Source organism: Streptomyces sp. NPDC004610 (assembly GCF_040609715.1).
GTDB lineage: Bacteria > Actinomycetota > Actinomycetes > Streptomycetales > Streptomycetaceae > Streptomyces.
Genome location: NZ_JBEXLA010000028.1, coordinates 73,584 through 99,041, shown reverse-complemented (window position 1 = coordinate 99,041; position 25,458 = coordinate 73,584). Strand labels below are relative to the sequence as shown.

At 73.2% G+C, this 25,458-nt stretch carries 26 protein-coding genes; 10 read left to right on the top strand and 16 right to left on the bottom strand.

From position 1 onward, the window contains the following. The first annotated feature begins 46 nt into the window (after window positions 1-46). Both ABZX40_RS28185 and ABZX40_RS28180 read left to right on the top strand, forming a co-directional pair. Window positions 47-652 carry a TetR/AcrR family transcriptional regulator gene (locus ABZX40_RS28185; protein ID WP_355736017.1) on the top strand — a complete coding sequence of 202 codons (606 nt, stop codon included), beginning with the start codon at window positions 47-49 and terminating at the stop codon, window positions 650-652. A 167-nt stretch (window positions 653-819) separates the two neighbouring features. After that, window positions 820-1,041 (top strand): DUF4287 domain-containing protein, encoded by a 222-nt coding sequence (locus ABZX40_RS28180; protein ID WP_355736015.1) that lies wholly within the window; start codon window positions 820-822, stop codon window positions 1,039-1,041. Between the two features lie 24 nt (window positions 1,042-1,065). Here ABZX40_RS28180 and ABZX40_RS28175 read toward each other — a convergent pair whose 3' ends face one another. The 4 genes from ABZX40_RS28175 to ABZX40_RS28160 are packed head-to-tail and all read right to left on the bottom strand — an operon-like array spanning window position 1,066 to window position 4,682. Continuing rightward, window positions 1,066-1,866, bottom strand: a complete 801-nt coding sequence (locus ABZX40_RS28175; protein WP_355736013.1) for a class I SAM-dependent methyltransferase — start codon at window positions 1,864-1,866, stop codon at window positions 1,066-1,068. A 52-nt stretch (window positions 1,867-1,918) separates the two neighbouring features. Next, the gene (locus ABZX40_RS28170; protein WP_355736010.1) at window positions 1,919-2,929 is read right to left on the bottom strand and encodes a transporter; all 1,011 of its coding nucleotides are present in this window, start codon (window positions 2,927-2,929) and stop codon (window positions 1,919-1,921) included. Then, window positions 2,926-4,146 carry an ATP-binding cassette domain-containing protein gene (locus tag ABZX40_RS28165; protein WP_356162719.1) on the bottom strand — a complete coding sequence of 407 codons (1,221 nt, stop codon included), beginning with the start codon at window positions 4,144-4,146 and terminating at the stop codon, window positions 2,926-2,928. Before ABZX40_RS28165 ends, ABZX40_RS28170 begins: the two co-directional genes overlap by 4 nt. Beyond that, window positions 4,143-4,682, bottom strand: a complete 540-nt coding sequence (locus ABZX40_RS28160; protein ID WP_355736007.1) for a GntR family transcriptional regulator — start codon at window positions 4,680-4,682, stop codon at window positions 4,143-4,145. The genes ABZX40_RS28165 and ABZX40_RS28160 overlap by 4 nt, the downstream gene beginning before the upstream one ends. A gap of 363 nt (window positions 4,683-5,045) precedes the next feature. On the opposite strand from ABZX40_RS28160, the gene ABZX40_RS28155 reads away from it, so the two are divergent. From ABZX40_RS28155 to ABZX40_RS28130, 6 genes are all read left to right on the top strand, one after another. Beyond that, on the top strand, window positions 5,046-6,935 hold the full coding sequence (locus tag ABZX40_RS28155) for an NAD-binding protein (protein WP_355736005.1): 1,890 nt from the start codon (window positions 5,046-5,048) through the stop codon (window positions 6,933-6,935). 507 nt (window positions 6,936-7,442) lie between these two features. After that, on the top strand, window positions 7,443-7,961 hold the full coding sequence (locus ABZX40_RS28150; protein ID WP_355736002.1) for a hypothetical protein: 519 nt from the start codon (window positions 7,443-7,445) through the stop codon (window positions 7,959-7,961). A 98-nt stretch (window positions 7,962-8,059) separates the two neighbouring features. Then, window positions 8,060-8,902, top strand: a complete 843-nt coding sequence (locus tag ABZX40_RS28145; RefSeq protein ID WP_355736000.1) for a DUF4097 family beta strand repeat-containing protein — start codon at window positions 8,060-8,062, stop codon at window positions 8,900-8,902. A gap of 41 nt (window positions 8,903-8,943) precedes the next feature. Continuing rightward, window positions 8,944-9,960: an ATP-binding cassette domain-containing protein gene (locus ABZX40_RS28140; RefSeq protein ID WP_355735997.1), complete on the top strand. Its 1,017-nt coding sequence runs from the start codon at window positions 8,944-8,946 to the stop codon at window positions 9,958-9,960. Further along, window positions 9,957-10,748 carry an ABC transporter permease gene (locus ABZX40_RS28135; protein ID WP_355735994.1) on the top strand — a complete coding sequence of 264 codons (792 nt, stop codon included), beginning with the start codon at window positions 9,957-9,959 and terminating at the stop codon, window positions 10,746-10,748. Before ABZX40_RS28140 ends, ABZX40_RS28135 begins: the two co-directional genes overlap by 4 nt. 129 nt (window positions 10,749-10,877) lie before the next feature. Continuing rightward, window positions 10,878-11,201, top strand: a complete 324-nt coding sequence (locus ABZX40_RS28130; protein WP_355735991.1) for a DUF6191 domain-containing protein — start codon at window positions 10,878-10,880, stop codon at window positions 11,199-11,201. Between the two features lie 19 nt (window positions 11,202-11,220). Here ABZX40_RS28130 and ABZX40_RS28125 read toward each other — a convergent pair whose 3' ends face one another. After that, entirely contained in the window at window positions 11,221-13,086 is a 1,866-nt protein-coding gene (locus tag ABZX40_RS28125) for a prolyl oligopeptidase family serine peptidase (RefSeq protein WP_355735989.1), read from the bottom strand. Window positions 13,087-13,303: 217 nt separating this feature from the next. Here ABZX40_RS28125 and ABZX40_RS28120 point away from each other — a divergent pair, with 217 nt between their 5' ends. Continuing rightward, window positions 13,304-14,104 carry an SURF1 family protein gene (locus tag ABZX40_RS28120; RefSeq protein WP_355735987.1) on the top strand — a complete coding sequence of 267 codons (801 nt, stop codon included), beginning with the start codon at window positions 13,304-13,306 and terminating at the stop codon, window positions 14,102-14,104. Between the two features lie 31 nt (window positions 14,105-14,135). Here the strand turns inward: ABZX40_RS28120 and ABZX40_RS28115 are convergent, their stop codons facing one another. The 7 genes from ABZX40_RS28115 to ABZX40_RS28085 form a co-directional block, all read right to left on the bottom strand. Then, entirely contained in the window at window positions 14,136-15,179 is a 1,044-nt protein-coding gene (locus ABZX40_RS28115) for a hypothetical protein (protein ID WP_355735985.1), read from the bottom strand. A 134-nt stretch (window positions 15,180-15,313) separates the two neighbouring features. Next, a complete protein-coding gene (locus tag ABZX40_RS28110) occupies window positions 15,314-15,985 on the bottom strand; it encodes a SigE family RNA polymerase sigma factor (RefSeq protein WP_355735983.1) in 672 nt (223 codons plus the stop codon). A gap of 1,085 nt (window positions 15,986-17,070) precedes the next feature. Next, window positions 17,071-18,138 carry an aspartate-semialdehyde dehydrogenase gene (locus tag ABZX40_RS28105; RefSeq protein WP_355735980.1) on the bottom strand — a complete coding sequence of 356 codons (1,068 nt, stop codon included), beginning with the start codon at window positions 18,136-18,138 and terminating at the stop codon, window positions 17,071-17,073. Further along, window positions 18,135-19,412 carry an aspartate kinase gene (locus ABZX40_RS28100; protein WP_355735978.1) on the bottom strand — a complete coding sequence of 426 codons (1,278 nt, stop codon included), beginning with the start codon at window positions 19,410-19,412 and terminating at the stop codon, window positions 18,135-18,137. The genes ABZX40_RS28105 and ABZX40_RS28100 overlap by 4 nt, the downstream gene beginning before the upstream one ends. 218 nt (window positions 19,413-19,630) lie before the next feature. After that, window positions 19,631-20,293, bottom strand: coding sequence for a DUF5063 domain-containing protein (locus ABZX40_RS28095; RefSeq protein ID WP_355735975.1), 663 nt, complete (start codon window positions 20,291-20,293; stop codon window positions 19,631-19,633). Next, a complete protein-coding gene (recR, locus tag ABZX40_RS28090; RefSeq protein WP_355735972.1) occupies window positions 20,286-20,885 on the bottom strand; it encodes a recombination mediator RecR in 600 nt (199 codons plus the stop codon). The genes ABZX40_RS28095 and recR overlap by 8 nt, the downstream gene beginning before the upstream one ends. Window positions 20,886-20,970: 85 nt before the next feature. Next, complete coding sequence (locus tag ABZX40_RS28085; RefSeq protein WP_355735970.1) at window positions 20,971-21,309, bottom strand: YbaB/EbfC family nucleoid-associated protein; 339 nt, start codon at window positions 21,307-21,309, stop codon at window positions 20,971-20,973. 235 nt (window positions 21,310-21,544) lie between these two features. Here ABZX40_RS28085 and ABZX40_RS28080 point away from each other — a divergent pair, with 235 nt between their 5' ends. Further along, the gene (locus tag ABZX40_RS28080; protein ID WP_355736321.1) at window positions 21,545-22,330 is read left to right on the top strand and encodes an SLATT domain-containing protein; all 786 of its coding nucleotides are present in this window, start codon (window positions 21,545-21,547) and stop codon (window positions 22,328-22,330) included. A 68-nt stretch (window positions 22,331-22,398) separates the two neighbouring features. Here the strand turns inward: ABZX40_RS28080 and ABZX40_RS28075 are convergent, their stop codons facing one another. The 4 genes from ABZX40_RS28075 to ABZX40_RS28060 all read right to left on the bottom strand — a co-directional run bounded on the left by ABZX40_RS28075 (window position 22,399) and on the right by ABZX40_RS28060 (window position 25,292). Then, window positions 22,399-23,835, bottom strand: coding sequence for a M28 family metallopeptidase (locus ABZX40_RS28075; protein ID WP_355735968.1), 1,437 nt, complete (start codon window positions 23,833-23,835; stop codon window positions 22,399-22,401). Between the two features lie 68 nt (window positions 23,836-23,903). Further along, complete coding sequence (locus tag ABZX40_RS28070; RefSeq protein ID WP_355735966.1) at window positions 23,904-24,149, bottom strand: GntR family transcriptional regulator; 246 nt, start codon at window positions 24,147-24,149, stop codon at window positions 23,904-23,906. A gap of 43 nt (window positions 24,150-24,192) precedes the next feature. Further along, complete coding sequence (locus ABZX40_RS28065; RefSeq protein WP_355735964.1) at window positions 24,193-24,675, bottom strand: MarR family transcriptional regulator; 483 nt, start codon at window positions 24,673-24,675, stop codon at window positions 24,193-24,195. Next, window positions 24,672-25,292, bottom strand: coding sequence for a type 1 glutamine amidotransferase family protein (locus ABZX40_RS28060; protein ID WP_355735962.1), 621 nt, complete (start codon window positions 25,290-25,292; stop codon window positions 24,672-24,674). The genes ABZX40_RS28065 and ABZX40_RS28060 overlap by 4 nt, the downstream gene beginning before the upstream one ends. Window positions 25,293-25,458 lie beyond the last annotated feature (166 nt).

The following is a 25,458-nucleotide window of genomic DNA, read 5'->3' as shown; positions in this document are numbered from 1 at the left end:
GAGTATGCAGATTTCATAGTGAGGTGTCCAGCGATATATTCGGCACATGAGCACGACGTCCCCCGCCACCGAGTCCGGCACCCGCAACCGCACCCGGCGCGCGATCCTCGACGCCGCCGCGGCGGTGCTGGCCCGGGACCGCCGGGCCACTCTCGCGGAGATCGCCAAGGCCGCCGAGGTGGGCCGCAGCACCCTGCACCGCTACTTCCCGGACCGCGATCGGCTGCTGCACGCGGCGGTGCTGGACTCCCTGGAGATCATCGACCGGGCGGTGCACGACGCCGCCACCGAGCAGGGGCCGCCGGACGAGGCGCTGCGGCGGCTGGTCACCTCGGTGGTCGGGGTGGGCCACCGGATGCTGTTCGCCTTCGGCGAGACCCAGCTCTTCGAGGAGGCGACCGCCGGGCAGCCGGACGGCGAGGACGACACCGAGCGGCTGGTCCTCGCGCTCATCGAACGCGGCCAGCGCGACGGCGTCTTCGACGACGGGGTCTCGGCCACCTGGATCATGCAGGTGCTGTGGTCCCTGACGTACGCGGGCGCGGAGGCGGCACAGCTGGGCACGGTCCCGGCGCCGGGGGTCGCCGCGCATGTCGTCCGGACGCTGGAGGGCGGGGTACTGGCCCGGGGCGGCGGCGGCCGGGAGGTGTGACGGCGGCGGCCGGGAGGTCTGACGGCGGTACCCGGGAGGTGTGACGGCGGCGGCAGCCCGCAGATGTGACGCGGGGCACATTCGGCCCGCGATCACTTCCCGCACGTCAGGGCGTCTATCCCTCTGACAGACATCGCCGTACGCATGAGCATGAAGGAGCCGTCGTCATGGCCGACGCCGTCGTCAAGGGTCCCGCCAGCTACTTTCCCGCGATCGAGAAGAAGTACGGGCGGCCGGTCTCGGAGTGGCAGGAGCTGATCCGGGCCGCGCTGCCGGCCAAGCACATGGAGCTGGTGAAGCTGCTGAAGGAGGAGCACGGGGTGGGGCACGGCCACGCCAGCGCGCTCGTCGCCCACACGCTCGCCGAGCAGAGCGGTGGGCGATCCTGAGCGCGGGCTCCGGGGCGCGGCGGGTCAGCCGGGCAGCGGGCTCCGGCTGACCCGGATCTTCGACTGGCCGTGCGGACGCGTCTCCCAGTCCGCCATGAACCGGGCGTGCAGCCCATGGCTCTCCGCCAGCTTCAGCAGGGTCTCGGTGCGGTAGTAGAAGTCCTCCCGCAGGACCTGGTGCTCGGTGCCCTCGGTGCGGTCGAAGGTGAAGTCGAAGAAACCGTCCGGCGTCAGCACCCGCCCGACATGGGCGAGGCACTGGTCGATCATCCCCAGCGGCGAGTGCGAGAAGACACTGTGGGCGTGGACGACGTCGAAGTGCGCGTCGGGCAGGAAGTCCAGGGTGAGATCGCCGGTGATGGTCAGATGCGGCAGCTTGTCCTGGAGGCCGCGCTCGGTGAGGGTGCGCTTGGCGGCGACCAGGATGTCCGGCGAGATGTCGATGCCGTAGTAGCCGCCGGTGCCGAGATGGTCGATGAACCGCCAGCCGCCGCGCAGATTGCCGCAGCCGATGTCCAGCATCCGGTGCCCGGGGCGCAGCCCGTGCTCGACGAGATAGTCGAACTGCATCTGCCCGAGGGCCAGCCAGCGGTCATGGGTCTTGCTGCCGACGGCGGCCTCGGGGCTGCGGCGGGTGTCGGAGGCCATGACCGCGCGGTAGTAGCCGACGTGGTCGGGGTGCTTGACGCGCAGCCAGGCGTCCCGGGTGGCCCGCCGGACATAGGGCACGACCTTGGCGGGGTGGCGCAGCGCGTAGCCCGCCTTGTGGGTGAGGGAGGCGCGATTGCTGCGCAGCTTCTTCGGTGACGTGGCGTCCGCGGGCATGACGGGATGACCTCCGTGCGGTGAGGTGAGGGGGATGGGAGGGAAAGGGGTTCTACGCGGCCCGGCGGCGCAGGATCAGCACCGTCGCCAGGGTGAGCAGCAGGGCGGCGCCGGCCAGGATGCCGGTGTCGAGCCACTGGAACGCCCAGTAGTCGGAGGGCGGATTGGCCTGGTAGAAGCGGGAGACATAGCCGTTCTCGGCCATGCACCGCCGCAGTTCGGCGCCGGACGGGTAGGGGCAGCTCATGACATCGTCGCGGCGGCCGTCGGCGGTGATCAGTCCGTAGGTGCCGGTGGACCACTTCTCGCCCATCGGCGGCTTGGGGCTGCTGCCCGCGCTGAGGTAGGACCGCGGGGGCACCAGCGCCCGGGTCTTGTGGGCGAGTTCGAGCAGGACGACGGTCAGCCCGGTGGCGAGCAGGGTCAGCCCCATCGCCGCCAGCACCCGGCGGGTGAGCAGCCCGATGAGGGTACCCACCGCGAGACCGAACAGCGCCGCGGCGGCGACCCGGGGCCCGGAGCCGCTGAGGGCGCTGGTCTCGTACCAGAAGAGGCCGTAGTTGCGGTCGGCGGCCGGTTCCCGCCACCAGGCGAACAGCCAGGAGAGCAGCCCGGCGCCGGTGACCGCGCAGACGGCGGCGAGGCCGTAGCGGGCGGTGAACCACTGGGCGCGGCTGATGCCCTGGGACAGCACCAGGCGGTGGGTGCCGAGTTCGAGGTCGCGGCCGAGCAGCGGGGCGCCCCAGAAGACGCCGATCAGCACGGGCAGCGCGATGTTCAGCAGGCCCAGGTACTGGAGCGGGGCGATGTCCAGCAGCAGCGGGAGCCCGTCGCCGGGGCGGGAGCAGTGCAGGGGGCCGGTCTCGCAGTGGTCGAAGCGTCCGCTGGCGAGGTCGTCGAGCATCCCGGCCCGGGAGTACGCGGCGACCGCGGCGGCGACGAGGAGGACGGCGACGCCGACCACGATCGGCACCCGGGCCTGCCGCCAGGCCAGCCACAGGGCGCCCCGCGCGGTGTGCCGCCGGACGGCGGAGGCGCTCGGCCTCAGGTCGAGGGCGCTCACGCGGCCACCTCCGCCGGGGTGCCGGGGACGGGGCCGGGATCGTCGTCGCGGAGGTGGGCCATCAGGACGTCCTCCAGCCGGGGCCGTTCGACATGCCAGCCGCCGGGCAGCGGACCGCACCGCCGGATCAGCGCGGTGAGCTGCCGCCCGCTGGTGCTGCGCCGGACGACGATGTGGTCGGCGAGGTCCTCGGCCCGGTCGGCACGGCCGGTGACCAGGACATGCGCCTCGCGCAGCGCGTCGGCGTCCTCGCACAGCGCCGCCCGGCCGTCCTGGAGGAGCAGCACCCAGTCGCAGGTCTGCTCCAGCTCCGGCAGGACATGGGAGGAGAGCACGATGCTGGTGCCGTGCTCGGCGGCCTCGGTCATCAGCGCCGCCATGATCTGGCCGCGCACCACCGGGTCCAGGTCGGCCATCGGCTCGTCCAGGAGCAGCAGTTCGGGGCGCTTGCCGAGGGCGAGGGCGAGGGCGACGCGGGTCCGGCGGCCGGGCGACAGCTCGCCGAGCCGCGCGGTGAGCGGGATGTCCCCCTCGGCGACCAGGCGTTCGGCGGCGGCCGGATCCCAGAGGGGGTTCAGCCGGGCGCCGAGCCGCAGGGTGTCGGCGACGGTGAAGCGCGGGTAGAGCGGCTTGTCCTGGGTGACCAGGGCGACCCGGGTCCGCGCGGCGGTCGTCCCGGGTACGGCGTCCAGCACCCGTATCTCTCCGGCGCGGGGCCGCAGCAGGCCGCCGGCCAGGTGCAGCAGGGTGCTCTTGCCGACACCGTTGCGGCCGACGAGGGCGGTGATCCGGCCACGGGGGACGGTGAACTCGCAGTCGCGCAGGGCCCAGGGGGCGGTGCTCTGGCCGCGCGGGCTCGGGTGGTCCGGGTGGCCCGGGTGGCTCGGGTGGTCCGGGTGGCCCTGGTACCCGGGGTGGCCCGGGTGGCCCGGGTGGTCCGGGTGGCTCTGGTGGCCCGGCTGGCCCGGCTGGCCCGGCTGGCCCGGCTGGCCCGGCTGGCCAGGCTGGCCAGGCTGGCCAGGCTGGCCAGGCTGGCCAGGCTGGCCAGGCTGGCCAGGCTGGCCAGGCTGGCCAGGCTGGCCAGGCTGGCCCCGATGGCTCGGGCGACTCAGGGGGCTCCAGTTGCTCCAGGTGCTCCAGTCGCTCCAGTTGCTCCGGTAGCGGAATCCGAGTCCCGTGGCGCGCAGGGCGGTGGCCGGCGCGTCGGGCGCGGTCATGCGTCCTCCTGGTGGCGTGCGGGGTGGGGCTGTCGTGGGGGGCGGGGCCCGCGCGCGGCGGGGGTCTCGCGCGGGGACGGGCCGGGGGCGTGGGCGGCATGGGCTTCCGGGGCGGCTGCGGGCCGCGCGGAGGTGTCATGGCCGTCATGGGCGGCCTGGGCGTCGTACGCGTCCAGCGCCGCCGTGACCAGGGCGAGCACATCGGCCCGCTCCAGTCCGGCCCGGCGGGCGCGAGCCGTCCAGTCGGCCAGCTCGGTGCGGAGCGGGGAGTCGTCCTCGGCGCCGGGCCGGGCGAGCGACCGGGTCACAAAGGTGCCGAGGCCGCGGCGCAGCTCCACCAGCCCGGCCGCCTCCATGTCGCGGTAGGCCCGCAGCACGGTGTTGGGGTTGACGGCGGTGGCCGCGACGACCTCCTTGGCCGTCGGCAGCTTGTCGCCGACCTTCAACGTGCCCATGCGCAGGGCCCGTTCGGTCTGCTCGACGAGCTGCACATAGGCCGGGACGCCGCTGCCACGGTCGATCCGGTACTCGACCACGTCACCTTCGCTTCTTCCGTAGTTCCATTAATGAATTAGCACAAGCATGGAAGGGGGGCGGGACAGATGTCAAACCAGGGCCGGGCCACCCCGGGCCACCCGGGGGCGCCGCACCCGCTCCCCTCCGGGGCGCCCCCTGGAACCGGCGTTCCGGCTGCGGCAGTCTGAGACCTTGTGGCGAGCATTCCGGGACAGGGACAGGCACACGGATCGGGCACGGGGTCGGGGTCGGGGTCGGGAGCAGGCACGGGGCCCTGGAGTCCGGGTCCCGGAAGCCCAGGCCCGTGGACCCCGAGTCCGTGGAGTCAGGGTCCGGTGAGCCCTGGGCCGGGAAGCCCGGGTCCGGGACGGGCGGGCCCGCCGATGATCGTCTGCGGGGACGACGGGCTGGCCCACCGGCTGGCCGCCGAGCTGCGCGGGGTCTACGGCGAACAGGTCACCCTGGTCGTCCCGCCCACCGGACCCCGGGTGCGCCCGCCGGTGGTGGGCCGGGCGCGGGCCGCGTCGGCGGCGCTGCTGGACCGGGTGGGCGCGGCGGTCGGCGGCCGTTTCCCGGTGACGGCGGCGGGGGTGGTGGCCGGGGCCGGTGACGGCGGCGGGGAGCGGGTGGTGGAGGCCGCCGAGCCGACCGAGGCCGTGCTCGCGGAGGCGGGGGTGGACCGGGCGGCGGCCCTGGCGCTGGTGTACGACGACGACGAGACCAATATCCGCGCGGCGCTCACCGCCCGCCGTCTCAACCCCCGCCTGCGGCTGGTCCTGCGCCTCTACAACCGCCGTCTCGGCCAGCACATCGAGGAACTCCTCGACCAGGCATCGGCGCTGGCGACCGGCGCGGACGGGACGGCGGCCGGGGCGGAGGCGACGACGGTGGTCCTCTCGGACGCCGACACGGCGGCGCCCGCGCTGGCGGCGACGGCACTCACCGGCACCAGCAAGGTGGTCCAGACGGACGGGCTGATGCTGCGGGCGGTGGAGCGGCACCCACCGGCCCCGGGCCAGGTCGCCGACCCCGGGCTGGCCACCCTCGCGCTGCTCTCCTCCACCAGCAACGACCCGGCGGGCGCGGACGGTTCGGACGCGAGCGGTGAGCAGGGACCGCAGCTCCTGCCGGACGCGGCGGCGGTCCGGGCGGCGACGGGCCGGGCGACGATCGTGCTGGAGCAGGTGTCGTACTCGGGCCCCCAGCTGTCCACGGCCCGCACCGGCGTCCCGCTGGCCTCGCTCTTCTCCCGGCGGCTGCGCTGGTCGCTGGCGGGGCTGGTGGCCTGTGTGATCGCGCTGGCGGTGGCGCTGATGGTGGTGACGGACGATCACCCGCTGCACGCCACGTACATCACCCTCCTGGACCTGTTCGCCATCAACGAACCGGCGGTCGAGGCGTCCGTCGGCGAGCAGATCCTGCAACTCCTCTCCGGCCTGGTGGGGTTGCTGCTGCTGCCGGTGCTGCTGGCGGCGGTGCTGGAGGGGCTGGGCACGTTCCGCACCGCGTCCGCACTGCGCAAGCCGCCGCGCGGGCTGAGCGGTCATGTGGTGCTGCTGGGCCTGGGCAAGATCGGTACGCGGGTGCTGACCCGGCTGCGTGAACTGCACATCCCGGTGGTGTGCGTGGAGTCCGACCCGGAGGCGCGCGGGATGGCGACGGCCCGGCGGCTGCGGGTCCCGGTCGTCCTCGGCGATGTCACCGAGGAGGGCGTCCTGGAGGCCGCGAAGATCCACCGCGCGTCCGCGCTCCTCGCGCTGACCAGCGCCGACACCACCAATCTGGAGGCGGCCCTGTACGCGCGCTCGCTCCGCGCCCAGCTCCGCGTGGTGCTGCGCCTGTACGACGACGGCTTCGCCACCGCCGTCTACCGCACCCTGCGCGCCGCGCACCCCGACGCCCCGACCCGCAGCCGCAGCGTCTCGCACCTGGCGGCCCCGGCCTTCGCGTCGGCGATGCTCGGCCGGCAGATCCTGGGCGCGATCCCGGTGGAACGGCGGGTGCTGCTGTTCGCGGCGCTGGAGGTGGGCGGCCGACCCCAGTTGGAGGGCCGCACGGTGGCCGACGCGTTCCGCGCCGGGGCGTGGCGGATCCTGGCCCTGGACACGGACGCCTCGGGCCGCCACCGCACGGGCGACGGCACGCCCCTCCCGTCGGGCCTGGTCTGGGATCTGCCGGACACGTATGTCCTGAACTCCGGCGACCGGGTGATCCTGGCGGCGACGAGGCGAGGGCTGGCGGAGCTGCTGGGGCGGGGGGCGTCGAGGGGGTAGGTAGGGCGGGGGGCGTCGCCGGTGCGGTGCGGCGCGGCACTGGTAGGCGCGGCGCGGCGCGAGTAGGCGCGGCCCGGCGCAGTGCGGCCCCGGATAGGCGCGGCCCGGCGCGGTGCGGTGCGGCCCGGATAGGCGCGGCGCGGCGCGGCCCGGATAGGCGCGGCCCGGCGCGGTGCGGGGAGTGATGAGCCGCCGCCCCTGCCCCCTTGGCTCCGCCCCCGACCCCCTTGGCTCCACCCGCCCCCCGTCGGCACGCCCCTCACCCCCCTTGGCGCCATCTGGCGCCACCCCCACCCCCACGGCGCCAGTCGGCCCCACCTGGCGCCACCCGCACCCCACCACCGGACATTTCCGACCCCCACCCGCACCCCACTCCACCCGGCGCCACCCCCACCCCCACCATTTTCCCCGCATAAGCCCAGCTCACCGCACCCCCCACCCACCCGGCGCCCCCTTCGGCGCCAATCAGGGTTGCGCATGGCGCCATGACGGTGCCATGATGACGTCATGAACCTCACCCCGTACGTCGACACTCTCCACCGGGAACTCACGGTGGCAGCGCAGGCCGATGGGGACGATGTCCGCGAGCTGGTCGAGCGGCTCATCGCGCCCCTGGAGTCGGCGACCCGTCTGAGCATGCTCAATCTGCTCTCCGCCGCGATGGACGAGATCACCCGCGAACTGGCCCCCGGCTCCGTCGAGGTTCGGCTGCGCGGACTCGACCCGGAGTTCGTGGTGACGCCACCCGCCGGTGACGGTGGCGCCATCGCCGCCGAGGCGGAGACGGTGGCCCCCGTGCTGTACCTCGCCGACGGCGACGACAGCACCCCCGCCCGCGTCAATCTGCGGATGCCCGGCCGGCTCAAGGCCCGCGTCGAGGAGGCCGCAGGCCGCGAGGGACTGTCCGTCAACGCCTGGCTGGTGCGGGCCGCCTCCGCCGCAATCGACGGCAGTGGCGCCACCCGGCCCAGGACGCCCGAGCGCCCCCGAAGCATCGGACACACCTTCACCGGCTGGACGCGCTGACCGCGACCCAGCCCCTCCCCCTTCCCCTCTCCCTCCCCCTTCCCCTCCCCCATCCCACGCACATCGACGGCTCGCCGAGCCGAGAGGACGGAACCGCCATGCCTTCTTTCGACACCCCCACCGCCATCTCCGTCACCGCCCATGTGGAGGCCGGTTCCCTCCAGTTCACCGCCGGGGACCGCACCGACACCGTCGTCCGGGTCACGCCCCGCGACCCGAAGAAGGACATCGACACCAAGGCCGCCGCCCAGACCGAGGTGAGCTACGCCGGGGGCGCGCTGACCGTGCGGACGCCCAAGGCCGGGCTCCTCGGGCGGACCGGGGTCGTCGATGTCACCGTCGAACTGCCCACCGGGTCGGCCGTCGAGCTGACCGGCGCCTGGACGCAGATCCTCGGCGAGGGGCGGCTCGGGGAGGTCCGGGTGAAGACCTCCTCCGGCGATGTCCGGCTCGACACCACCGGCCCGCTGTGGCTGACCGCGTCGCACGGCTCGATCGCCGTGGAGCGGGTCGAGGGCGCGGCCGAGATCGGCACCAGCTCCGGCAGCCTGCGCGTCGGCACCGTCACCGGGGACGCCGTCCTGAGCAACTCGCACGGCACCACCACCGTCGGCGCCGTCACCGGCGAACTGCGGGTGAAGGGCGCCAACGGTGACATCGACATCACCCGCGCCGCCGCCTCCGTCACCGCCACCACCGCCCACGGCACCCTGCGCGTCGGCGAAGTCGCCTCCGGGACGGTGGAGTTGAAGACCCAGTACGGCGCCATCGACGTAGGGGTCAGGCACGGCACCGCCGCCTGGCTCGACATCGACGCCGGCTCCGGCCAGATCCGCAACTCCCTCGCCGCCTCCGGCGCCCCGGAGCAGAGCGAGAAGACCGTACGCGTCCACGCCCGCACCCGGCACGGCAACATCGACGTCCGCCGCGCCCGCGTCTGACCTGCCTCTCCCGACCGACTCCCCTGAAACGGAACCCCGTCATGCCTTCAGCCGCCCGCGCCCGCCACCACCAGGACAGCGGCCCCCGGTCCGCCCTCGCCGTCTCCGCCACCGATCTGCGCAAGTCCTACGGCGACAAGACCGTCCTCGACGGCGTCGACCTGGCCATCCCCACCGGCTCGGTGTTCGCCCTGCTCGGCCCGAACGGGGCCGGCAAGACCACCGCCGTGAAGATCCTCTCCACCCTGATCCGGGCCGACGGCGGGCAGGCCATGGTCGCCGGTCACGATCTGGCCCGCGCCCCCCAGTCCGTACGGGCCGCGATCGGGGTCACCGGGCAGTTCTCCGCCGTCGACGGGCTGATCACCGGCGAGGAGAACATGCTGCTGATGGCCGATCTGCACCATCTGGGAAAGGCCGAGGGCCGCCGGGTCACCGCCGAACTCCTCACCCGCTTCGATCTCACCGCCGCCGCGAAGAGGCCCGCCTCCACCTACTCCGGCGGGATGAAGCGGCGCCTGGACATCGCGATGACCCTGGTCGGCGACCCGAAGATCATCTTCCTGGACGAGCCGACGACCGGGCTCGACCCCCGCTCCCGGCACAACATGTGGCAGATCATCAAGGAACTCGTCAGCGGCGGGGTGACGGTCTTCCTCACCACCCAGTACCTCGAAGAGGCCGACCAGCTCGCCGACCGGATCGCCGTCCTCAACAACGGGAAGATCGCCGCCGAGGGCACCGCCGAGGAGCTGAAGCGGCTCATCCCGGGCGGCCACATCCGGCTCCGCTTCACCGACCCCGCCGCCTACCGCGCCGCTGCCGCCGCCCTGCGCGAGGTCACCCGCGACGACGAGGCCCTCGCCCTGCACCTGCCCAGCGACGGCACCCAGCGCGAACTGCGCTCCCTGCTCGACTGGCTCGACTCCGCCGGTGTCGAGGCCGATGAACTCACCGTCCACACCCCCGACCTCGACGACGTCTTCTTCGCCCTCACCGCCACCACCACCGACATCCCCGGCCCGGCCGCCGGTCACGACAAGGAGAACGCCCGATGAGCAGCTCCCTCACCCTCGCCCTGCGGGACTCGTCCACCATGCTCCGGCGCAACCTCCTGCACGCCCGGCGCTACCCCTCCCTCACCCTCAATCTGCTGCTCACCCCGGTCATGCTGCTGCTCCTCTTCGTCTACATCTTCGGCGATGTGATGAGCGCCGGCATCGAGGGCGGCGTCGACCGCTCCGACTACCTCGCCTATGTCGTCCCCGGGATCCTGCTGCTCACCATCGGCGGCACCACCATCGGCAGCGCGGTCTCCGTCGCCACCGATATGAACGAGGGCATCATCGCCCGCTTCCGCACCATGGCCATCCATCGCGGGTCCGTCCTCATCGGGCATGTCCTCGGCAGTGTGATCCAGTGTGTGATGAGCGTGCTCCTGGTCGGCGCGGTCGCCGTCGCCATCGGCTTCCGCTCCACCGACGCCACGGTCCTGGAATGGGTGCTCGCAGTCGGACTCCTGGCCCTGATGGCCTTCGCCCTCACCTGGATCGCGGTCGGGATGGGCCTCGGCAGCCCCAACGCCGAGGCGGCCAGCAACAGCGCCATGCCGCTGATGATCCTGCCCCTGCTGTCCAGCGCCTTCGTGCCGGTCGACGCCATGCCGGGCTGGTTCCGGCCCATCGCCGAGTACCAGCCCTTCACCCCGGCCATCGAGACCCTGCGCGGCCTGCTCCTCGGCACGGAGATCGGCAACAACGGCTGGATCGCCGTCACCTGGTGCCTGGCCCTGGCCGTCCTCGGCTACTTCTGGTCCAAGTCCCTGTTCCACCGGGACCCGAGCTGATCCCCGGGACCCCAGCTGATCCCCGGGGCCCTCCCCGGGGGCCCCACCCCCACCCCCTCCCCGCACCCCAGTTCGACCACTTCCCCCAACCCCCTCCCCCCGCGGACTCCATGGGCGCACACTGGCCCCATGGAGTTCGCCGTTTTCGTCACGCTTCCGGGGCTGGTCATCCTGCTCACGGTCATCGCCTTCGTGGACCAGCTGCTGCTCAGGATGGGCCGGGCCGGGCTGCTGCCATGGCGCAACGGGGCCCGCGCCGGGCAGGTGTCCGCCACCGGGTTCGAGCAGTTGCACGGCGCGCTCTCCCCGGGCAAGGCGCACGAGCTGAAGGAACGCCAGTCCTCGCTGCTGATGCGGGACGACGAGGAGGACGGGGCGCCCCCGAACCGCACCCGTGTCGATCTGGAGAACGGCGTGGCGGTGGTCCGGCTGCCACCGCCACCCGCCGGCTAGGCGCGCGGAGCGCGGAGCGTCAGCCGACCTTCACCGCGCCCGGACCCGCGCCCGCGCCCCGCACCCCCTCCAGGTGCCGCCGGGCGAAGTCCAGCTCCAGCCGGACCTGCTTGATCCGCTCGTCGACCACCAGCGAGCCGTGCCCCGCGTCGTAGCGGTACACCTCGTGGTCGGCGCCCCGGGCCTCCAGCCGCTTGACGTAGTTGTCGATCTGGCGGATCGGGCAGCGCGGGTCGTTGACCCCGGCCGAGATGTAGACCGGCGCCTCGACCTCCTCCACATAGGTGAGCGGCGAGGACGCCTCGAAGCGGTCCGGGACCTCCTCCGGCGTACCGCCGAGCAGGGTGCGGTCCATGGCCTTGAGCGCTTCCATCTCGTCGTAGTACGCGGTGACGTAGTCGGCGACCGGCACCGCCGCGATGCCCACCGTCCAGGACCCCGGCTCGGTGCCCAGGCCCAGCAGGGTGAGGTAGCCGCCCCAGGAGCCGCCGGTCAGGATCAGCCGGGCCGGGTCGGCGAGCCCCGAGGTGACCGCCCACTCGCGGACCGCCGCGATGTCCTCCAGCTCGATCAGGCCCACCCGGTGCTTGAGGGCGTCCGTCCAGGCGCGGCCGTAGCCGGTGGAGCCCCGGTAGTTGACCCGGACCACCGCGTAACCGTGATCCACCCACGCCGCCGGGCCCGCGGCGAAGGCGTCACTGTCGTGCCAGGTCGGGCCGCCGTGGATCTCGAAGACCGTCGGCAGCGGACCGGTCGCGCCCACCGGCTTCTGCACCAGCGCGTGGATCCGCCCGCCCGGCCCGTCCACCCACACGTCCTCCACCGGCACCGACCCCGGGGACTTCATCCCGGGCGGGTCCAGCACCACCGAGCCGTCCGTGGAGCGCACCGCCGGCGGCTCGGCCGCCGACGACCACAGGTACTCCACCGACCCGTCGGGCCGGGCCGTCGCCCCCGACACCGTCCCCGGCGGGGTCGGTACGCGCTCCAGCGCGGCGCTCGCCAGGTCGTACCGGAAGAGTTCGCTGCGGGCCTCGAAGCTGTGCACGATCAGCAGTCCCGTGCCGTCCGGGTACCACTCGGCGCTGACATCGCCGGGCAGCTCCAGCGACAGGTCCGTCTCCGTGCCCGCCGCCACGTCCCACACCAGGGGCTCCCAGCGGCCCCGCCGCTGATGGCCGATGAGCAGCCGGGTGTCGCCGTCCACCGGGGCGAAGCCCAGCACCTCCAGGCCCAGTTCCTCGGTGCCGCCCTTGGTGTCGTCCAGCTCCGCGACCGTGGTGCCGTCGGGGCGGACCACGCGCAGCGCGGAGTGCATCGCGTCCCCGTGCTCGGTGTGCTCGATGGCGATCAGCGCCCCGTCGTGCGAGAGGTCGCCGACGCCCGCCGACTCGCGGTGCCGGTAGATCAGCACCGGTGCCTCGCCCGAGCGGGCCAGATGGATGCTCGTGCCCTCGTCGTCCGTCGAACGGCCCACCACCGCCGTCCGCCCGTCCCGGCCCAGCGCGAGGCCCGCGGGGTAGGAGGGGTCCAGGCCCGGGGTCGCCGGGTCGTCGGGACCGCCCTCGAAGGGCTGGCGGCGCCATACCCCGAACTCGTCGCCGTCCTTGTCGTCGAACCACCAGACGAAGGCGCCGTCCGGGGAGAGCACACCGTCCGTGGTGCCGTTCGGCCGGTCGGTGACCTGGCGCTGCGCACCGGTCGACCGGTCCCACGCGTACAGCTCGTACGTCCCTGTCGCATTGGAGACGAACAGGGAGCGGTCAGGCGCGTCCTCCGCCCAGTCGGGCAGGGACACCCGGGGCGCCCTGAAGCGCTTCTCCCAGTCCGGCATGGACACACGTTGCTGATGATCCGGCGAGACGGACCCGTTGCTCTCAGTCATGGCCCCATAGTGCCCGTCCGGACCGACATCGCGCGCCCGAGCCCCTCAGCCTGTGGATAACTTTGCCCAACCACTCACCGACCTCACACCTTGCCGCCCCGGCCGGGCCGTCCGCACCCGCCCCACCGGCCCCGGCAGCCCCACCCGTGCCCCCCACCCGTGCCCCGCGACCGACCCCCGCGCCCGGACCCCCGCCCCGCCCCCGTACCGTGGGGGCGTGTACCGGTTTCTGCTGACTCCCCGCTGGTGGGGGATCAACGTCTTCGTCGTGCTGGCCATCCCCTTCTGCGTCTTCATGGGGTCCTGGCAGCTGAGCCGGTTCGAGGAGCGGATGGACACCCACCGCTCGGCGACCGAGGAGCCCACCGGCGAGAGCACCGGCGCGGCCCGGCCGCTGACCGAGCTGCTGCCGGTGGACAAGGAGACCTCCGGCGACCGGGCCACCACCAGCGGTGCGTACGCCGAGCAGTTCCTGGTCCCGGACCGCCCCCTGGACGAACAGCCCGGGTACTACGTCATGACCCTGCTGCGCACCGACGACGGCCGGGCCCTCCCGGTGGTCCGCGGCTGGCTCCCCGGCACCGCCGACGCCGCGAAGGCCCCCGCCCCGCCGTCCGGCGAGGTCACCGTCACCGGCGCGCTCCAGGCGTCCGAGACCCCCGGCAGCAACGGCGTGCCCGCCCTCAGCGGACTGCCCTCCGGCCAGACCGGCGCGATCAGCTCGGCCTCCCTGGTCAATCTGGTGCCGTACGACCTCTACGACGCCTGGATCACCCTGGACGAGGGCGACTCCGGGATGCGTGCGGTGCCCGCGGCGGCTGCCGCCGACACCGGCCTCGACCTCAAGGCGTTCCAGAATCTCGGCTACACCGGTGAGTGGTTTGTCTTCGCGGGCTTCGTGGTCTTCATGTGGTTCCGGCTGCTGCGCCGCGAGGTGGAGTCGGTACGGGACGCGCGGATGGGCCTCGCCGACGCCCCCGAGGAGCACCGGGAACCGGCCCCGGCCGCCGCCCCCTAGGCGCCCCCCGGGCGCCCCTGGGCGGGACGCGCTACGACCCCGCCAGCACCCCGGTCCGGTACACCGTCCCGACGCACGCGTCCGGCACCACGACCGACACCGACTCCGAACCCGCCTCCGGGGTGTACGACACCTGGACGCTGCCGTCCGCCGTGCCGTCCTCGGTGAGCAGTTGGGTGCTCGTGCCGGTGTCGCCGCCGCCCGTGGTGCCACCGGTCGTCGTACCGGGGTCGGAGCTGGGGGACGGATCGGGGGACGGGCCGCCGGTGCCGCCCGTGCCGCCGCCCTCGACGGGGCAGGTCTCGGCGGGCACCCAGGCGAACCGCACCTCGTAGGCCGCGCCCGGCAGCAGCACCAGCTGACCGGTCTCGGTGGACGGGTCGGGGAGTTCCGCGGCCACATCGCCCGAGGCGTGCTGGGCGACGGAGATCCTGGCCGGGTCGGCGGCGCCCTGCGGGATCGGGGTGACGGTGCCGGGACCGGTGACCGTACAGCTGTCGCCGGAGACATTGCTGATCCGGAACATGCCGTAGACCGTACCGGCCGAGTCGGGGACGTCGGCGGCGGCCGTGCCCCCGCCGAGCTGGGCGGCCGTGCACACCGGGGTGGTGGGGACCGCGGAGGGCGACGGGCCGCCGGGCGGGGCCCCGGGGGTGGTGCCGGGGCTGCTGCCGCCGCTGGGACCGCCCTCCTGGTCGCCCTCGTGGCCGGTGGCGGGGCCGCCCCCGGTGGAGCCGCCGACGGTGCCGGAGCCGCCGTCGGGGCCCGCGCCCTCGCTGGCGCCGCCCGTGGCGTCCTGGCCGAGCCCGGCGATCGAGGGGTCGGCGCTGGAGCCGTCGGAGCCGGAGACATGCACCAGGGCGGGCACGGCGGTGCCGAGGAACAGAGCCGCCGCCGCCACCCCGACCGCGGCCTGCCGCTTGCGGGCGCGCCGCGCGGGCACCGCCCGGCGCAAATGGTCCAGGGTGCCGTCGCGGGGCTCGATGTCCTGCACCGCCTGGTGCAGCAGACCGCGCAGCTCCAGCTCGTCCGAGTCGAGCCCCCCGGGGCCCTGGTCGTCGAGAGGGTCGTTCACGGTGGCGCTCGTTCCGTTCCCAGTGTGCCGGTGCTCATGAGGGTGTTCCGGGCCGGACGAGGGCGGCTCCCCGGGCACCTGGAGAGGGCGCCGCTCCCGGCCCCCGCTCTCCCGGCCCTCGCTGCCGTCGCCGCTCATACGGGTGCCTCCATCGCCAGCCGCAGGGCCGCGATACCGCGCGAGCCGTACGCCTTGACCGAGCCCAGCGATATGCCGAGCGACTCGGCGACCTGCGCCTCGGTCATATCGGCGAAGTAGCGCAGCACCAGCACCTCGCGCTGGCGGCGCTGGAGGCCCTTCATCGCCTTGATCAGGGAGTCCCGCTCCAGCTGGTCGTAGGCGCCCTCCTCGGCACTCGCCATGTCCGGCATCGGCTTGGAGAGCAGCTTCAGGCCCAGGATGCGGCGGCGCAGCGCGGAGCGGGAGAGGTTGACGACGGTCTGGCGCAGATAGGCGAGCGTCTTCTCGGGGTCACGGACCCGTTTGCGGGCCGAGTGGACCCGGATGAACGCCTCCTGGACGACGTCCTCGCAGGAGGCGGTGTCGTCGAGGAGCAGGGCGGCGAGACCGAGCAGCGAGCGGTAGTGCGTGCGGTAGGTCTCGGTGAGGTGGTCGACCGTGGTCCCCGCGGCGATGTCCTCGGTGGACTCGCGCTGGCCGGGGATGGGCGTGGGCTGCGCTGCGGGCATGGGCGCGATCACCGGCATGCCACCGGGCCCGCCGCCCGTTCTGGGCCGACGGCGCGGTACGGGCGGTCGCAGTGCGGTGCCGCGCGCCGCCGATGTGAAGTCGAGTACCTCTGCCACGCCAGTTGGACACGCCTGCCCCCATGAGGGTTGTACGTGCCGGGCGTCACTTTTGCGCCGTGGTGCGCGGCCGACATCGTTCTCTCGCCGGACTGCACAGCTGACGGTGCCTCAGTTGACCACATGCGTCCCGCTCTTCCCCTATGTCCACCTGAAGCGGGCGTCCCCACGCCCGCGGCACGGCGTCCCCACGCCGGTCTACACGCGTCTCCACGCCCGGTAGGGCACGGATAAAAGCCCGGACGGGCGACCGCATAGACGCTTACCGCCCTTCGCGCGGTTGCGGAGGGCGGGAGGAAATCTTCGAACGGCACAGCCCACCGGTTCAAGTGGTCAGGACCATTACCCGGCTCACACGCCGAACACAGATCCTACAAACCGATCCGGCGAACGCCAGGACAAATATCGGTCCCGACCCGGCCGGGCCACCGATTCCCCACCTGGGAGCGCGCCCAGCACTCCGCGCCTCGCCCGGTCCTGCCCTGCCTTGCCCTGCCCTTCCCTGCCGGGACAACAGCGGCGCGGCCCTGCGCGGCCCGACGCGACCCGGCGCGGGGCCGTCACGAACACTCCGCCCGCCTGTGCCCCGCCTTACGCCCGTGGCCCGCCTTTACGCCCGTGACCGCCACCCGGCACGACCGGCACCGCCGCCTGGCACGACCGGGCACCACCGCCCGGCGCCACATCCCCGCGCGCTTGCCGCGCCCGCACCGCTTGCCCGGACAGCCGCGCGCCTGCGCTGGGGCGGCTGGGAGGGCTGACGGGCGGTGCCGGACGGCACCACAACGCTCCCGCGACACCCCTCCCGCCTCCGCGCCAACCCCCACACCACCGCCGGGACGGCCCGCGCGGCCCGCCAGGACAGCGCCACACCACCGCCACACCACCACCCCCACACCACCGCCGCGACAGCCCCGCAAGCCCTGCCCCACCCCGTACCGCCACCACTCCGCCAGCCGCACCCCGCCGGAACGGCCCCCGCCGAGACGGCCCCGCCGGGATCAGCGCTCACCGGCACGGCATCCGGCATCACCGCTCGCCCGCACGGCATCACCGCTCACCGCTCACCGCTCACCGGCACAGCATCAGCGACTGCCCGCGGCCCCCGACTCCGCCGCCACCAGTTCCGCGATCTGCGCCGTGTTCAGGGCGGCGCCCTTGCGGAGGTTGTCGCCGCAGACGAAGAGTTCGAGGGCGGTCGGGTCGTCCAGGGAGCGACGGACCCGGCCGACCCAGGTGGGATCCGTGCCGACCGCGTCGGCGGGGGTGGGGAACTCCCCGGCGGCCGGGTTGTCGACCAGGACCACACCCGGCGTGGTGGCGAGGATCTCGCGCGCCCCGGCGACGGTGACCTCGCGCTGGAAGCGGGCGTGGACGGTGAGGGAGTGGACGGTGACCACCGGCACCCGGACGCAGGTCACGGCGACCGGCAGCGCGGGCAGGCCGAGGATCTTGCGGGACTCGTCCCGCACCTTCATCTCCTCCGACGACCAGCCGTCCTCGCGCAGCGACCCGGCCCAGGGGACGACGTTCAGCGCGACCGGCTCCGGGAACGGCCCCGTGCGCTCGCCGACGGCCCGGCGCAGATCGCCCGGCGCGGTCCCCAGCTCCGTACCGGCCACCAGGGCGAGCTGTTCGCGCAGGGTGTCCACCCCGGCCCGCCCGGCCCCGCTGACCGCCTGGTACGAGGAGACCACCAGCTCGCGCAGACCGAACTCGGCGTGCAGCGCGCCCAGGGCGACGATCATGGACAGGGTGGTGCAGTTGGGGTTGGCGACGATGCCGCGCGGGCGCATCCGGACCGCGTGCGGATTGACCTCGGGGACGACCAGGGGGACGTCCGGGTCCATCCGGAAGGCGCCGGAGTTGTCCACGACCACCACGCCCTTGGCGGCGGCGATCGGCGCCCACTGGGCGGACACCTCGTCGGGCACGTCGAACATGGCGATGTCGACACCGTCGAACGCCTGCTCGCTCAGTGCCACGACCTCGACCTCCTCGCCGCGCACGGCCAGCTTGCGGCCGGCCGAGCGCGGGGAGGCGATCAGACGGATCTCACCCCAGATGTCCGCATGCTGGGACAGGATCTGGAGCATGACCGTGCCGACGGCCCCGGTCGCTCCCACGACCGCGAGCGTCGGGCGGGCGGTCATCGGCCGGTGCCCCCATAGACGACGGCCTCGTCGCTGTCGGAGTCCAGCCCGAACGCGCTGTGCACGGCCCGGACGGCCTCCGGTACGTCGTCGGCCCGGGTGACCACCGAGATACGGATCTCGGATGTCGAGATCAGCTCGATATTGACGCCCGCGTCGGACAGCGCGGTGAAGAAGTCCGCGGTGACCCCGGGGTTGGTCTTCATCCCGGCGCCCACCAGGGAGATCTTGCCGATCTGGTCGTCGTAGCGCAGGGCGTCGAAGCCGATGACGGCCTTGGCCTTCTCCAGGGCGTCCAGGGCGCTGCGGCCCTCGCTCTTGGGGAGGGTGAAGGAGATGTCGGTGAGCCCGGTGGACGCCGCCGACACATTCTGCACGATCATGTCGATATTGATCTCGGCATCCGAGATGGTCCGGAAGATCGAGGCGGCCTCGCCCGGCTTGTCCGGTACCCCGACGACGGTGATCTTGGCCTCGGAGGTGTCGTGCGCGACACCCGAGATGATGGCCTGCTCCACCTTCTGGTCCCCTTGATCGATCGGCTCGCTGCTGACCCAGGTGCCCCGCAGCCCGCTGAAGCTGGACCGGACATGGATCGGGATGTCGTAACGGCGGGCGTACTCCACACAGCGGTGGAGCAGCACCTTGGAGCCGGACGAGGCCAGCTCCAGCATGTCCTCGAAGGAGATCCAGTCGATCTTCTTCGCCTTCTTGACCACCCGCGGGTCGGCGGTGAAGACGCCGTCCACATCGGTGTAGATCTCGCAGACCTCGGCGGCCAGCGCGGCGGCCAGCGCCACCGCCGTGGTGTCGGACCCGCCGCGCCCCAGCGTGGTGATGTCCTTCTTGTCCTGGCTGACACCCTGGAAACCGGCGACGATCGCGACGTTGCCCTCGTCCAGCGCGGTGCGGATCCGGCCCGGGGTGACATCGATGATGCGGGCCTTGTTGTGGACCGAGTCGGTGATGACCCCCGCCTGGCTGCCCGTGAACGACTGGGCCTTGGCGCCCAGCTGTTTGATCGCCATCGCCAGCAGCGCCATGGAGATCCGCTCCCCGGCGGTCAGCAGCATGTCGAGCTCGCGCCCGGCAGGCTGCGGGGAGACCTGCTCGGCGAGATCGATCAGCTCGTCCGTCGTGTCGCCCATCGCCGAGACCACGACGACCACCTGATGGCCGTTGTTCCTGGTCTCCACGATCCGCTTGGCGACGCGCTTGATGCCCTCGGCATCGGCTACGGAGGAGCCTCCGTACTTCTGCACGACAAGGCCCACGTGCGCTCCTCGCTCAGTCCGTTGTGTCGGCTCAGTCTAACGAGCGGCCGAAAACGACCTTCCGGATATCGCATGGTGAGATACGCCGTCCGGCCCTGTCGCCCGCCCGTTCCAGCAGGGCACATGCCCGCGGCTCACCGCCGTCACTCGGAAAAGTGCCGGGCATCACAGTGATCACGCGGAACAGCGGAACAGCGGAACGCGGGAGGCGTCCGCCGTCACGTGGCCGAGCGCAGCCCCAGCGGGCCCGCGATCTCCTCCGCCATCACCTGGCCCGCCTCGAACTCCAGCGTCTCGTCCCCCATCAGCGCCTCGTCCGTGTCCAGCCCGTCCAGCTCCCTGAGCGGCTGGTCCAGCCGGACATGGGCCAGCACCGAGTGCAGCGCGCGCAGGGTGGCCGACGCGGTGGAGCCCCAGTTGGAGAAGTACGAGAACTGCCACCACCACAGCGCCTCGGTGACCCGGCCGGCCCGGTAGTGGGCCATGCCGTGGCGCAGATCGGTGATCACATCGGCGAGATCGTCGGAGATCCGGGCCGGGACGGGGGCGGTGCGCGGTTCGTAGGGGTCGAAGACCTCGGAGTACACGTCCACCGGCTCCAGCAGCCGGGCGAGGTTCTCGCGGAGCTGGTCGACATCGGGCTCGGGGCCCAGATCCGGCTCGTAGCGCTCGTCCGGGACGATGTCCTCGTGCGCGCCCAGCCTGCCGCCGGCCAGCATCAGCTGGGAGACTTCGAGCAGCAGAAAGGGAACCGCCGAGTCCGGCTCGTCGCCCCTGGCGACCTCGGTGACGGCGACCAGGAAACTCTCGATCTGGTCCGCGATCTGCACCGCGAAGTCGTCCGGGTCCTGGCTCGTGGCGTGCAGCGTGGCGTCAGACATCTAGGAGTCGTCTCCCCTCGAAGGCGCGGCCGAGGGTCACCTCGTCCGCGTATTCCAGGTCGCCACCCACCGGGAGGCCGCTGGCCAGGCGGGTGACCTTGAGGCCCATGGGCTTGATCATGCGCGCGAGGTACGTCGCCGTCGCCTCGCCCTCCAGATTCGGGTCCGTGGCCAGGATCAGCTCTGTGACCGAACCGTCGGCCAACCGCGCGAGAAGTTCCCGTATCCGCAGATCGTCGGGTCCGACGCCCTCGATGGGGCTGATCGCGCCGCCGAGCACGTGGTACCGGCCCCGGAACTCACGCGTCCGCTCGATCGCGACGACGTCCTTGGGCTCCTCGACCACACAGATGACCGCGAGATCCCGGCGCGCGTCCCGGCAGATCCCGCACAGCTCCTCCTGCGCCACATTGCCGCAGACGGCGCAGAACCGGACCTTGGCCTTGACCTCCAGCAGGGCGTGCGCGAGCCGCCGGACATCGGTGGGCTCGGCCTGGAGGATGTGGAAGGCGATCCGCTGGGCGCTCTTGGGACCGACGCCGGGCAGCCGCCCCAGCTCGTCGATGAGGTCCTGGACCACGCCTTCGTACACGGACTGCCGTCCTTCCTGGGACACCTGGGGTGTCCGGGATACCTGCGCGTACCTTGCTACGTACGGTAGAGGGCGGGCGCCCGGTTTAGAAAGGCAGGCCGGGGATACCGCCGCCGAGGCCCTGGGCCAGCGGGCCGAGCTTCTGCTGCTGGAGCGCCTGGGCGTTGTCATTGGCCGCGTGGACGGCCGCGACGATCAGATCGGCGAGGGTCTCGGTGTCCTCCGGGTCCACCGCCTTCGGGTCGATCACCAGGCCGCGCAGCTCACCGGCGCCGGTGACGGTCGCCTTGACCAGGCCGCCGCCGGACCGGCCCTCGACCTCCGTCCGTGCCAGTTCCTCCTGCGCCTGCGCCAGGTCCTGCTGCATCTTCTGCGCCTGCTGCAGCAGCTGCTGCATATTGGGCTGGCCACCACCGGGGATCACGATCGGCTCTCCTTGTCCGTACGGGTTTTCCCGTTCGGCACGAGCCTACGTGGTCCGCGCGGCCGTCGCCCCGCCACTCTTTCGAGTGAGCCGACGGTGATTCCTATACCTGATCAAGGCCCACTTCCGGGCGGAAAAGTCGTGAAACCGTCATCTTCGCCACCCATTGGGCGGTAATAAGGGTCCGGCGCATCAGCATCAGGAGTCACGCACCGTGATCAGTAGGGAGTGCCGGGTGGGTCAGCCGGAGATGCAGCCCGAGGGTCCGCCGCAGGACGGGCGGGGCGGCGAGGGGGCGGCCGGACCCCGGCCGGGCGATCTGACCGGGCGGGAGTTCCCGTCCGGCGACTGGGGGGAACCCGCGGAGCGGCTGGAGGAGCTGTACCGGTGGGTGGAGCACGGGGCGCTCCAGACGGTGACCTGGTACCTCGCCGGCCGGGTGTGGAAGCGGCGGGGCGCGCGGGTGCTGCGGGCCGGGGCGGCGGGCGGGGCGGTGGTGGGCGCGGCCCTGCCGCTGCTGGATCTGACCGGGACGCTGGCCGGGGCGGCGGCCTGGGGATATCTGGCGCTGGTGGTGGCGGTGGCGTGCGCCGGGGTGGACCGGGGCTTCGGGGTGACGTCCGGGTGGATGCGGGACGTGGCGACCGCGCAGGCGGTGCAGCGGCGGTTGCAGCTGCTGCAATTCGAGTGGGCGTCGGAGAACGTGCGGGAGGTGCTGGGCCCGACGGACGGCACGGCCGGGGAGGCGGCGGACCGGTGCCTGGGGGTGCTGCGGCGGTTCTCGGAGGATGTGGCGGAGCTGGTGCGGGTGGAGACGGCGGACTGGATGGTGGAGTTCCGGACGGGCGGCGCGGGGGGCGCTCCGCTCGGGATGCAGGGGGTGGGGGTGGGGGTGGGTTTCGGTCTGGGTCTGGGGTTAGGGGTGCGGGATGCGGGGACGGGGGTGGGGCGGGCCGCGGGGCCGCCTTCCGGGCCTGCGCGGCCGAACATGCCGCGGCAGAGGCCGCCGGAGGCTCGGTGAGCCCCTGAGAAGCAGGGCGTTGCCGTCGCCCGGCACCTGGGCCCGGTCGTGTGACGCCCCCGGCAACGTCACACCGACGGCGACGGAAAAGTCACCGGGCTGCGCAACCCCGCCCTGTTCACCGCCCGTACGCCGAAGAAGACATTGTCCTTGGACAGGTCCACCTCGTGCCGGGTCACGTCACCGACCGGGACCGTATGCGTCCAGTCCGGGGACGTCGTCTCCCGCCAGACGATCTCGTACCCCTTCAGATCCGGCTCGTCCCCCCGCGTCCAGGTCAGCTCGGTCGAGTTCGTGAGCGTGGATGTGACGATCTCGGCGTCGCGCGGAGCGTCCGGTGCCTGGGCCAGGGTCCACAGGGCCGCCCCGTTCACCCTGGCCACCCGCGCGATGTACGCCCAGTCGCAGAACTCGGGCAGGTCCCCGTACTGCCGGCCGTCCTGCTCGCGGACGTCCTGGTGCTGGTGGGCGTAGTTCTCGGCGGGCTCGGTGAAGCGGGCGGCGGCGAAGCCGCGTTCCAGGAACGGGATGTGGTCGCCGCCGCGGCGGTACCGGTCGCGCCGGTGGATCACCCGGACCCGCATCCCCGTCGCGTCGTTCTCCGCGACCTCTCTGACGAACCGGGCGAGCTGCCGGGTCGCGGAGTCGTTCTCGCCGCCCACCGAACGCCGTAGCGCGGCCTCCTCGGGGGTCTCGGAGGAGGGGACGCCCTCGGCGAACAGCCGGACCACGCCGGGTTCGCGGGTGCCGTCGTCCGCGGTCGGGCTGCCGACGATGTCATTGGTGAACATGGCGCGGACGGCCGTGCCGTCGTCCTTGAACCGGCCCGCCAGGTGCGCGGCCCCGTACAGACCCTGCTCCTCCCCCGCGACCGCCGCGAAGACGAGGGTGGCGGCGGGGCGGCGCCCCGCCATCACCCGGGCCAGTTCCAGGACGACGGCCACGCCCGAGGCGTCGTCGTCGGCGCCCGGCGCGTCCGAGGTGGCGTCGAGGGGGTCCGAGGCGCGGGAGTCGTAGTGCCCGGAGACGACGTAGACCCGCTCCGGGGCGACCGAGCCGCGCAGGGTGGCGACGACGTTGGTGACCCGGGTGGCGGTGGGGACGCGGTTCGCGGGCTGCTGGACGTACGACTGGAGGGCGACGGTCATCCGGCCGCCGGAGGCGGTGGCGTACCGGCGGAACTCCGCGCGCAGCCAGTCGCGGGCGGCACCGATGCCGCGGGCGGGGTCGTCCTGGGCGGAGAGGGTGTGCCGGGTACCGAAGGAGACGAGCTTGCGGACGGTGGCTTCGATGCGGTCGGGGTCGATCTCGGCGAGGAGGGCGCGGAGTTCGGGGGTGGGGGGTTGGTGGGTCGACGTGGAGGAAGGGGAGCGCGAGGGGGACGGGGGCGGGCCGGTGTCCGGGGTGGGGTCGTCGGAGGGCGCCGCGCAGGCGCTCGCCGTGGTCGACGCGGTCACGGCCGCCGTCGCGGTCGCGGTGAGGAGGGACCTTCGCGTGGGGGCCATGGTCCCCATCGTCAGACAGGTGCGGGTGGGGGGCAAGGGTCACTCAACTCACCCCGGCCACTGGGGAGTCAGATGTCGGCGCGGCCGTCCACGACGTAGATGCCCATGCCCGTCACGGTCTCCACGAGACCTTCGTCCTTCAGGACCTTCACGGCCTTGCGCAAGGTGTCGCGGGCGACACCGAACTCCGCTTCCAGTTCCACGAGGCTGGGGATGCGGCGGCCGGGCGGGATGCCCCCGTCCTCGATACGGGCGCGCAGGATCCGGGCGATCTGGCGGTACGGCGGGACTGGGCCCTCCCGGTCAATGGTCACGGGCGATGACGATAGCCCGTGACCGGGCCCGTCCCCGGGGTCGCTACTGGCCGGTCTCCGCTCCGGCACCCCCCGCCTCCGGCGGCCCCGACTCCTCCAGCGCCGCCGACAGCCGTTCCAGCAGCCGTACCGCCTCCGCGAGGTCCCCGTCGTCGCCGAAGGCGTCCGCCAGGCGGTCGGCGTAGGCGGCGTGGCCGGGGTTGATGCGGCGGATCGCCGCCACGCCCTCCCCGGTGGCCGCGAGGAGCTTCGCGCGGCGGTGGGCCGGGTTCGGGCGGTACTCGGCGAGGCCCTTCTCGACCAGCAGATCGGCGATGCGCTGGACGCTCTGCCGGGTGATGCCCATCACGCGGGCGATCCCCGCCACCGGCAGCGGATCGGGCAGCACCGCGCCGAGCACCTGCCACCAGGCAGCGGTCAGTCCGGCGGGCCGGGCCAGTTCCTCGGCGACCGCCAGGAACTGCCCGTTGAGGCGGAAGCTGGCGAGGGCGGCCCGGCTCAGCAGGTACTGGCGTTCCCGGCTCACGCCGCGCCCGCCGCCGCCAGGACCTCGTAGGCGCTCGGGTCGGAGTGGTGGAAGAGGCGGTACCAGGCGTCCAGGACCTCGCCGTCGAAGACGCCGAGGAGGCCGAGGATCTCGCGGGCGAAGGCGACCGGCTCGGTGGGCCCGGCCGTGATCAGGCCGCCGTCGGTGACCGCGTCCGTCTCGATGTACCGGGCGCCGCCCGCGTAGCCGGTGGCCGCGAGGTAGAAGGAGACCGCGCCGGTGTGGTCGCGGTCGTCCAGGAGGCCCTCGCGGGCGAGTCCGGCGGTGGCGCCGCAGATGGCGGCGACCGGGGTCCCGGCGGCCAGGAAGGCGCGGGCGGTGCGGGCGAAGGGGGCGAGGTCGTCGGACGTGTCCCAGAGGTCGGCGCCCGGGAGGATCAGGAGGGACGAGTCCTCGGGGCGCAGGTCGGCGAGGGCCAGGTCGGGGGTGATGCGCAGCCCGCCGATGCTGGTGACCGGGGCGGTGGTGGGGCCGACCGTGCGGATCTCGTACCCGGCGCGGGCCAGGTGCGCGGTGGCGTGGCCGGTCTCCCAGTCGGCGAGCGTGTCGTAGACCGCGAGGTGGACGGGCTTGCGGGGGTTCTCGGTGGCGGTCATGGGTTCGGCTCCCTCGTGTGGCGTTCTCGTTGTGTCTGCGCCGCTCTCGGCGGCTTCATGACAGCAGACTGTCATTACGACAGCATCCTGTCAAGCACTCCCCGGGGACCCCGTCTTCGACAACGTGTCGTGGAAACCGCCGGACCCCGAGACAGGGCGCCGATAC